The 7,279-nt window shown below is 67.4% G+C and carries 11 protein-coding genes and 4 pseudogenes; all 15 read right to left on the reverse strand.

From position 1 onward, the window contains the following. Nucleotides 1-126: 126 nt before the first annotated feature. A pseudogene (locus DW355_RS17735) lies at nucleotides 127-1,811 on the reverse strand (putative 2-aminoethylphosphonate ABC transporter permease subunit). After that, on the reverse strand, nucleotides 1,736-2,098 hold the full coding sequence (locus DW355_RS18600; protein WP_165493226.1) for a hypothetical protein: 363 nt from the start codon (nucleotides 2,096-2,098) through the stop codon (nucleotides 1,736-1,738). Before DW355_RS18600 ends, DW355_RS17735 begins: the two are co-directional and overlap by 76 nt. A gap of 71 nt (nucleotides 2,099-2,169) precedes the next feature. Beyond that, entirely contained in the window at nucleotides 2,170-2,403 is a 234-nt protein-coding gene (locus DW355_RS17740; RefSeq protein WP_131282075.1) for a hypothetical protein, read from the reverse strand. Nucleotides 2,404-2,411: 8 nt separating this feature from the next. Next, nucleotides 2,412-2,774, reverse strand: a complete 363-nt coding sequence (locus DW355_RS18605) for an ATP-binding cassette domain-containing protein (RefSeq protein ID WP_431733194.1) — start codon at nucleotides 2,772-2,774, stop codon at nucleotides 2,412-2,414. Nucleotides 2,775-2,932: 158 nt separating this feature from the next. Beyond that, nucleotides 2,933-3,076, reverse strand: a complete 144-nt coding sequence (locus DW355_RS18280) for a hypothetical protein (RefSeq protein ID WP_242671256.1) — start codon at nucleotides 3,074-3,076, stop codon at nucleotides 2,933-2,935. 612 nt (nucleotides 3,077-3,688) lie between these two features. Beyond that, nucleotides 3,689-3,901, reverse strand: coding sequence for a hypothetical protein (locus DW355_RS18285; RefSeq protein ID WP_242671257.1), 213 nt, complete (start codon nucleotides 3,899-3,901; stop codon nucleotides 3,689-3,691). Between the two features lie 203 nt (nucleotides 3,902-4,104). Further along, the gene (locus tag DW355_RS18520) at nucleotides 4,105-4,284 is read right to left on the reverse strand and encodes a winged helix-turn-helix domain-containing protein (RefSeq protein WP_242671258.1); all 180 of its coding nucleotides are present in this window, start codon (nucleotides 4,282-4,284) and stop codon (nucleotides 4,105-4,107) included. 227 nt (nucleotides 4,285-4,511) lie between these two features. Next, a pseudogene (locus DW355_RS18525) lies at nucleotides 4,512-4,712 on the reverse strand (response regulator); the annotation flags it as partial. Between the two features lie 148 nt (nucleotides 4,713-4,860). After that, the gene (locus DW355_RS18610) at nucleotides 4,861-5,067 is read right to left on the reverse strand and encodes a hypothetical protein (RefSeq protein WP_242671405.1); all 207 of its coding nucleotides are present in this window, start codon (nucleotides 5,065-5,067) and stop codon (nucleotides 4,861-4,863) included. Nucleotides 5,068-5,156: 89 nt separating this feature from the next. Beyond that, nucleotides 5,157-5,309 carry a hypothetical protein gene (locus DW355_RS18615; protein WP_242671406.1) on the reverse strand — a complete coding sequence of 51 codons (153 nt, stop codon included), beginning with the start codon at nucleotides 5,307-5,309 and terminating at the stop codon, nucleotides 5,157-5,159. A 146-nt stretch (nucleotides 5,310-5,455) separates the two neighbouring features. Beyond that, nucleotides 5,456-5,560: pseudogene (locus tag DW355_RS18620) on the reverse strand (hypothetical protein); the annotation flags it as partial. Then, a complete protein-coding gene (locus tag DW355_RS18625; RefSeq protein WP_242671407.1) occupies nucleotides 5,523-5,705 on the reverse strand; it encodes a hypothetical protein in 183 nt (60 codons plus the stop codon). The gene DW355_RS18625 and the pseudogene DW355_RS18620, both read right to left, overlap by 38 nt. Nucleotides 5,706-6,030: 325 nt before the next feature. After that, a complete protein-coding gene (locus tag DW355_RS18630; protein WP_207388046.1) occupies nucleotides 6,031-6,309 on the reverse strand; it encodes a DUF4118 domain-containing protein in 279 nt (92 codons plus the stop codon). Nucleotides 6,310-6,316: 7 nt separating this feature from the next. Next, nucleotides 6,317-6,823: a universal stress protein gene (locus DW355_RS18635; RefSeq protein WP_431733196.1), complete on the reverse strand. Its 507-nt coding sequence runs from the start codon at nucleotides 6,821-6,823 to the stop codon at nucleotides 6,317-6,319. Nucleotides 6,824-6,947: 124 nt separating this feature from the next. Beyond that, nucleotides 6,948-7,259 (reverse strand): annotated as a pseudogene (locus tag DW355_RS18640) (histidine kinase); the annotation flags it as partial. Nucleotides 7,260-7,279: the final 20 nt, after the last annotated feature.

The raw sequence follows: 7,279 nt of genomic DNA on the forward strand, positions 1-7,279 counted from the left end.
GCGACCTTCAAGCCCCGCTGTCGGGCCGCGAAGGCGGTCATCAGACCGACCACACTGCGCCAACGACGACCAGGTCGTAATGTTTGTTGCTCATGCTCTGCGCCATGCTGCCCACCTTGGAAAAATTCAACGTGAACGCCAGGCCTGCGTACGCCGCCCGGCCCACCAGCCCAGGGCCATGAAGCACAAGCTCGCGAGGCCGGACACCGCAGTGATCAACACCGCCATCGCGGCGGCCGGCCCGGTCTCGCCGGCCTCGTCCAGGTTCAGGATGGCGATGGCCGCCACCTTGGTCTGCGGTGCGTACAGGAACACCACGGCCGACACGGTGGTCATGGCATTGACGAAGAAGTAACGCGCGACGTCGATCAGCGCTGGCAAGCAAATGGGCAAAGTGACGCGCCAGGCCGTCTTGTAGAAGGGCACCTTGAGCGAGGCACTGACGGCCTCGAACTCGTTGTCCAGGCCCTTGAGCGCCGTCACCGCCGTCAGATGGCCGGTGGTGTAGAAATGCACGATGGTGCACAGCGTCAACAGGGTCATGGTCTGGTACAGACCGCCCAACGGGTTGCCCGGCGCGTTGAAGAAGAAGATGTAGCCCAGACCCAGCCCAGGCCCGGCACGGCCATGGGCAGCATGGCCAGCAGACGCAGCAGGCCGCGGATCAATCCGTCCACGCCGAAACCGGCAGCCTGCGCACGAGCGTGTCCGGTCTTTTCCAGCAGGTAGGCCCCCATGAACACGAATACCGTTCCTCCCAGCGCCGCACCCGCCGCCATGCGCAGGCTGTTGAGAAAACCCACGCCCACTTCCGCCTCGGTGAGGCCGTAAAGGTAGTGGTTCAGGCTGGGCTTCAGGTTGTAGGGCCAGAAGGTTGCCAGGGAGGCAAATATGGCCATGCCCAGCATGGCCAGCATCAGCACCGCGACCACGAGGCAATAGACCGAGAACGCAGCGTCGCGCCCCAACGCCGGCTTGGGCATATAAGGCACCGCGCGCGCGCCCAGCATGGCGGTCTGGCGGCGCTGCACCAGATGGTCGACAGCGAAGGTCAGCACGGCTGGCGCCAGCAGCAGGATGGCGACCACCGAGCCCTTGGCGAAGTCCTGCTGGCCAATGACCAGCTTGAACACGTCCGTGGCCAGCATGTTGAAGTTGCCGCCGATCACCTTGGGAATGCCGAAGTCCGTCATTACCAAGGTGAAGACCACCAGCGCCGCCGAGACCAGGCCGTACTTGGCTCCCGGCAACGTGATGGTGTAGAACTTGCGCACCGCACTCGCTCCCATGGAATCCGCCGCTTCGTAGAGCCGTGCATCGGCCAGGGTCAGCGCCGTCACCAGGATCATCAGCGCATGGGGAAAGACCGAGAAGCACTCGGCCAGCACGATGCCCGGCGCGCCGTAGATCTGCGCATAGCCCAGGCTTTGCAGCAGGCCCTTGGCCACGCCCTGGTTGCCGAACCAGTAGATCAATGAAATGGCCGACAGCAGCGAGGGCGCGAGCAACGGGATCAGCGCGGTCAGGCGCAGCAGGCCCTTCATGCGCATGCAGGTGCGCGTGAGTGCGTAGGCAAACCCAAAGGCCAACGGCACGGTGATGAGCGTGACCAGCGCCGCCACCCAGACACTGTTCCACAGGCTTTGCAGCAAGGCCGGTGTCTGAGCGTAGGCGACGAAATTGGCCAGCGCGACAAAACCACCGTCCTTGCCCAGCATCGCCTGCCAGAGGATGGTCAGCAGCGGCAAGGCCAGGAAGCACAGCAGCAGCAAGACAACCAGCAGGAGGCCGCGCGCCAACCGTCGGTCCAGTGCAGGCGCTGACGGGCCGGTTGCCGCAAGCGTGACCCCAGGCCACGCCGCGGGCCGCCACCGACCATCGGCGCTGCGCTGCTCACGCGGCCTCCGCCCCGGCCGGGAACACGTAGCCGGTCGGCGCGCAGCGCGAAACGCAGCGGCTGGCCGACACGCACGCCAAACTCGTCCATCTTGAGCGAGAACTGCAGGTGCAAGGGCAAGGGCTGGCCCTCGGCGTCACGCAGGCCTTCGACCTCCAGCTCCGCCAGGCAGTTGCCGCCCAGGAATTCAACGCCGCGCACCACGCCATGCAGCGGCCCGGGTCGTCCACGGCCACGTCAATCATGCGGGTCTTCCGGCCGCAGGTACAGCGTCACGGGACGGCCAGGCCGGAACTCCGCGCCTTGCGTGCACTGCAGCGCAGCGGCCCACAACGGAACCAATGCCCGCCCTCGGCCACGGCGGGCAGGCGGTTGACCTTGCCCACGAACTCGGCCACGAAGGGCGTGGCGGGCGCGCGGTAAATCTCCAGCGGTGTGCCGACCTGCTCGATCACGCCCTGGTTCAGACGATGCGGTCGGCCATGCAGCGCTCGTCGCGTGACCATGATGGTCGTCAGCCCAGCTGCGCTGCGCGCAGCGGATCCTTGCGCAGGTGCGCGCACGGACACTGTCCAGCGCGCGCGGGCAAGCCAGCGCGCTGCCCGCCCGACGGCGCATTGCGCGCTGCCTCAGGCCATCGCACCGCCACATTGGCGCGCGAGTTCAGGGGAACAGGGCAATCTGGAACAACACCGTAGTCCCGCAACGCGGGCGGCAGCGCAGAAATGTCCGTCCTGCCACACCTGCCCGCTGCTCTGCACCTCCAGCCGCGGATGCGCAACAGCGTCGTCTTGCCGCAGCCCGAAGGCCCGAGAAAACAGACCAGCTCACCCGTCGGCAAATCCAGGTCGATGCCCGTCCAGCGCCGTGAACGCACCGAAGTCCTTGCGGACCTGGCGCAGCGAGATAAGGGCTGGATGTCACGGTATTTTGTTCGTGGGCCACCGCGGAACTGGCTTTGCCAGGCCGCCGGTGGCGTCCCCTGCCACGGCAGGTTGGCGTTCAGGGGGGAAGGCGCGCAGCGCCTCAGGGGGGTTATTTCTTCACTTCAGTCTTGCTGTCGTAGCGCTTCGTCCACTCCGCCAGGATGCGCTCCGCGTTGGAAGCCGACCAGGCGAAGTCCATCTTCACCAGGCGCTTTTCGTAATCCGCCGGCACATTGGCCAGGGGCTCGGCCACGCCGGGCACGGCCGTGATGGCGAAGTTCTTGCCGTAGAGCTTCGCCGCGTCCAGGCTCGAAAGTCCGCAGCTTTCGGCGGCAGCCAGGTTCTTGGTGCCTTTTTGGATGGCGAAGGCTTCCAGATCCCAGCCCAGTCCTTCCTTGGGGAAGACCAGGTCGGCGGCGCGCCTTGGCCTTGTTGCTGTTGCCGCGGTATTCGAAACTGATGCCCGCTACGTACTCGCCGCTGGCAGCCATGTTGCAGGGCTTGCTGCCGCTGTGCGTGTACTGGGCGATGTTCTCGTGCAACGCATCATGAACTTCCAGCCATCGCCCTTGCCGTCCTTGTCGCCCCAGGGTCAGCCAAGCCGCCACGTCGAAGTAGCCGGTGCCGCTGGAGGCCGGATTGGATGACCACCTGGCCTTGAACTCGGGCTTGGTCAGATCCTTCCAGCTCTCGGGTTTCTTGATGCCCTTTTTTCTCGGCTTCCACGGTGTTGAAGCAGACCGTCGCCCATCCAAATGGCGGGCGGGCTGATGGCCTTGAGGTTGGCCGGCGCGTAGGCTCCAGCATCTTGTTGGTGTCGAGCAGCGCGAGGCTGGAGGCCGCCACCCCCCACCCTCGTTGGCCTTCAGCCTCGTTTTGAGCGCAAGTTTGATTTCGATCTCGGGCTCGACCTTGTTGAAACCTGGTCCTTGAGCTGGTCGGTTTCCAGCGCGGTGTAGACCAGCAAGGTGGTTTTCTGGGCCAAGGCCGCCGAGGCGGTTCCGGCCAGCGCGGCGCGAACACCCAGGTCCGGAAAAAGACGCATGCGCATGAATGCTCTGATGGTGGAAACCGGCATCGTGTGACGTCACCGTGACGCGCTGATGACGGCGGCCTGACCGATCAATGCAAGCCCGTGCCGCGGGGGCAAGCAGGTCCAGCGCGCTGTCGGCGCTGGCAGGGGCGCCGGATTTCACTGTTCTGGTGCAGTCCGGCGAATCGGGCATGTGGCCGTCCCGTGCCGCGACACCCCCGAGGGCGGCTCTGATACCGGCCTTGGTTTCAGGGCGGGCTGGCCAGAAAGCGCAGCCCCACGCCCGGCTCGGTGGCGATGTAGCGCGGGGCCACGGCGTCGTCGCCCAGTTTCTGCCGCAACTTGCCGACCAGGATGCGCACGTAATGCGTGTCGTCCTGGTGGGTCGCCCCCCAGACCTCGCGCAGGATCTGTGGCTGGGTGACCACACGCCGGCGTGCTTGAGCAGCAGCGCCAGCAGGGCGTACTCCTTGCGGCCCAGGGCGAGCAGTTCGCCATCCAGCCGGACTTCGCGCCGCGCGAGATCGATGCGCAGGTGGCCGTCGTCGAACATCGCGCTCTCCTCCTTCACACCGGCCTGTTGGCGCAGCAGAACGCGGATGCGGGCCATCAGTTCCTGCGTGCCAAAGGGCTTGGTCACGTAATCGTTGGCGCCCTCGTCCAGCGCCATGACCTTCTCCGACTCGCCCGCGCGCACGCTGAGCATGATCACTGGCACCTGGGACCAAGCCCGCAGCTCGCGCAGCACCTCATGGCCATCGATGTCGGGCAGGCCGATGTCCAGGATGAGCAGGTCCGCGCCTGGGCCGCCAGCGCGGCCAACCCTTCCCGCCGCTCGCGGCCAGCGCGACGTCATAGCCCTGTGCGCGCAGGCTGATGTCCAGGAAGCGGCGGATCTGCGGCTCGTCGTCGATCACCAGCACACGCACCGGCGTGGAGGCCGCGGAGGCGATGCGGAGGTGGACATGGGCATGGACGTCTAGGGCACGGTCTTCAGCGTCGCTCTATCGACCGACGGCCGACGGCGGTTTCGAGGGCGGCATCACCGGTGGCGTGAGCAAAGGCAGGGTGATGCGGATCACGGTGCCACGTCCGTCCGGCCCCGGCAAGGCCGACGACGGCGCCACCATGCGCGCCAACCATGCCTGCGCGATGGTGAGCCCAGGCCGGTGCCATGGCGACCGCGTCGCCGCGCTCGACACTGTAGACATGTCGAAGATGCGTCCGCGCTCGTCCTCCGGATGCCGGGGCCGCGGTCGCGCACGTCCAGTTGCAGGACCTCCCGGCGCGACACCCCCCCTCATCGTCCACCAGGCGCGCCGTGATGGCTATGGGTTCCCCCGGGGGGAAACTTGGCCGCGTTTTCGAGCACGTTGAACAAGGCCTGCTCCACCAGCGCCGGATGCACCCAGATCGGCGGCAGGTTCGGCGCCATCGTGACCTGCAGTTGCACACCGGGCTGGTAGCGGCGCAGCCGACCGTGGCCGAGCCGATCAGTTCGTCCACGCCGATCCAGTCGCGCTTGAGGCTCAGGCCCGTGTGGCCCAGCCGCGTCATGTCCAGCAGGTTCTGGATGTAGCGGTCCAGCCGCTCGCCCTCGACCAGGATGGTGTCGAGCAGGTTCTTGCGGTCCTCGGCGCTCATGGCCTCGCTGTAACCCGCCAGGCTACCGGCCGAGCCAATGGCCGCCAGCGGCGAGCGCAGATCGTGCGAGACCGGACAGCAAGGCCGAACGCAGGCGCTCGGTTTCGTTGCTGACGCGCGCTGTTTCCAGATCGGCCACCAGCCGCGCACGCAAGGCGGCCTGGGCGATGTCCGGCCATGGCCTCGGCGAGGCGGCGCTGCGCATGGGACAGCCGCCGGGCGTCCACGCCGAAGCGCAGCCCCATCACGCCGATGACGCCCTGGCCCGCCGGCCCGGCCCCGGCTCCTCGCGCAACGGCAGCCACCACCAGGCCGCCCCGGCCAGGGTGTCGGTGTATCGCCCGGCGGACTGCCCATGGGACAGCGCCCAGTCATCGCGGCCCGGTCAATGTCCTCCAGCCCGGCGTTGGGGGAACTGGCCTCGGTGCTGTCGCCCACCTCGCCAACGCGCAACCAGACGCCAGCGCTCAGATGGCGCTCCAATGCGGCGCGGCCAGCCTGCAGCACTTCGCCCAGATCGGCCGCTGCGCTCAATTGCCGGCCAAGCCCTGCAAGGCCGTCGCATGCGCGTTCGCGGCGCGCAAGGCCAACACCTGCATGCGCAGCTGCGAGGCCAGGCGACCGGCCACCAACGCGGCGATCAGGAAGAGAAAGACCGTGGCCACGCCCTGACGCGCGCCGATGAACAGCGTGAAGCGCGGTTCGATGAAGAAGAAGTTGTAGGCGAGAAAGCACAGGCCCGCCGCGACCACTGCCGCGGCCATACGCGTGCGCGCCGCGACCAGCACCACGGCGACGATGAACACCATGGACAGATCACTCAGGCTCAGCCAGCGCTCGCGGCCAGGCCACCGCGACAGCGGCCAGCGTGGCGAACAAGGCCATGGTCAAGTCGTAGCGGCCCAGCCAGGTAGCTGGACTTTCCCAACGGCGACGTGCACGGACCCGTGCCTGCGGCGCGCTGATGACCAGCTCGTAATGCGTTCCGTGCTGCAGAAGCTGCTGCGTGAGTGTGCGGTTGACCATGCGCGCGAAGGGCCGCTCGCGCGTGCGTCCGATGACCAGGGTCGAACTGCCGCCGCTCGCGGCGTGGTCGAGCAAGGCATCGGCGATGCGCGGGCCGTGCAGCACTTCGGTGTCCGCGCCGAGATTGCGCGCCAACGCGAAAGCGCGGTCCAGCTCGGCCTGCCGCGCTGGATCCACCTTGTCGCCCGACCCAGCCTGCACCGTGACCACGCTCCACGGGGCGTCGCGCCTCTCGGCGATGCGACGGCCCGCGCGCACCAGGTACTCGGACGAACCCAGGCCATCGATGGCGACCAACACCCTCCTGCGCAGCCAAGCCCGGCAGGCCACGCGCGGCCTGGGTCTCGCGCAGGTCTTCGTCCACGCGGTCGGCGGCCGTCTGCATCGCGAGTTCGCGCAACGCGGCCAAGTTCGAGGGCAAGAAAAAAGCCTGCAGGGCGCGCTCGGCCTGCTCAGGCAGATAGACCTTGCCCTGCTTGAGTCGCTCAATCAGTTCACGCGGCGGCAGATCGACCAGGCGGATGTCACGCAGACGGTCGAACAGCGCGTCCGGCACGGTCTCGCTCACGCGCACGCCGGTGATGCGGTGCACGACGTCATTCAGGCTTTCCAGGTGCTGGATGTTGACAGCGGTGCACACGTCGATGCCCGCGTCCAGCAATTCCTCCACGTCCTGCCAGCGCCTCTCGTGGCGGCTGCCCGGCGCGTTGCGGTGGGCCAGCTCGTCGATCATCGCCACGCGCGGACGGCGCA

The organism is Hylemonella gracilis (assembly GCF_004328645.1).
GTDB lineage: Bacteria > Pseudomonadota > Gammaproteobacteria > Burkholderiales > Burkholderiaceae_C > Hylemonella > Hylemonella gracilis_B.

Coding starts and splice junctions, on each gene's coding strand:
- DW355_RS18610 (WP_242671405.1), bottom strand. CDS start 5,067: ATGTCTACAGTGTCGAGCGCGGCGACGCGGTCGCCATGGCACCGGCCT.
- DW355_RS17740 (WP_131282075.1), bottom strand. CDS start 2,403: ATGGTCACGCGACGAGCGCTGCATGGCCGACCGCATCGTCTGAACCAG.
- DW355_RS18630 (WP_207388046.1), bottom strand. CDS start 6,309: ATGGTGTTCATCGTCGCCGTGGTGCTGGTCGCGGCGCGCACGCGTATG.
- DW355_RS18285 (WP_242671257.1), bottom strand. CDS start 3,901: ATGCCGGTTTCCACCATCAGAGCATTCATGCGCATGCGTCTTTTTCCG.
- DW355_RS18625 (WP_242671407.1), bottom strand. CDS start 5,705: ATGCGCAGCGCCGCCTCGCCGAGGCCATGGCCGGACATCGCCCAGGCC.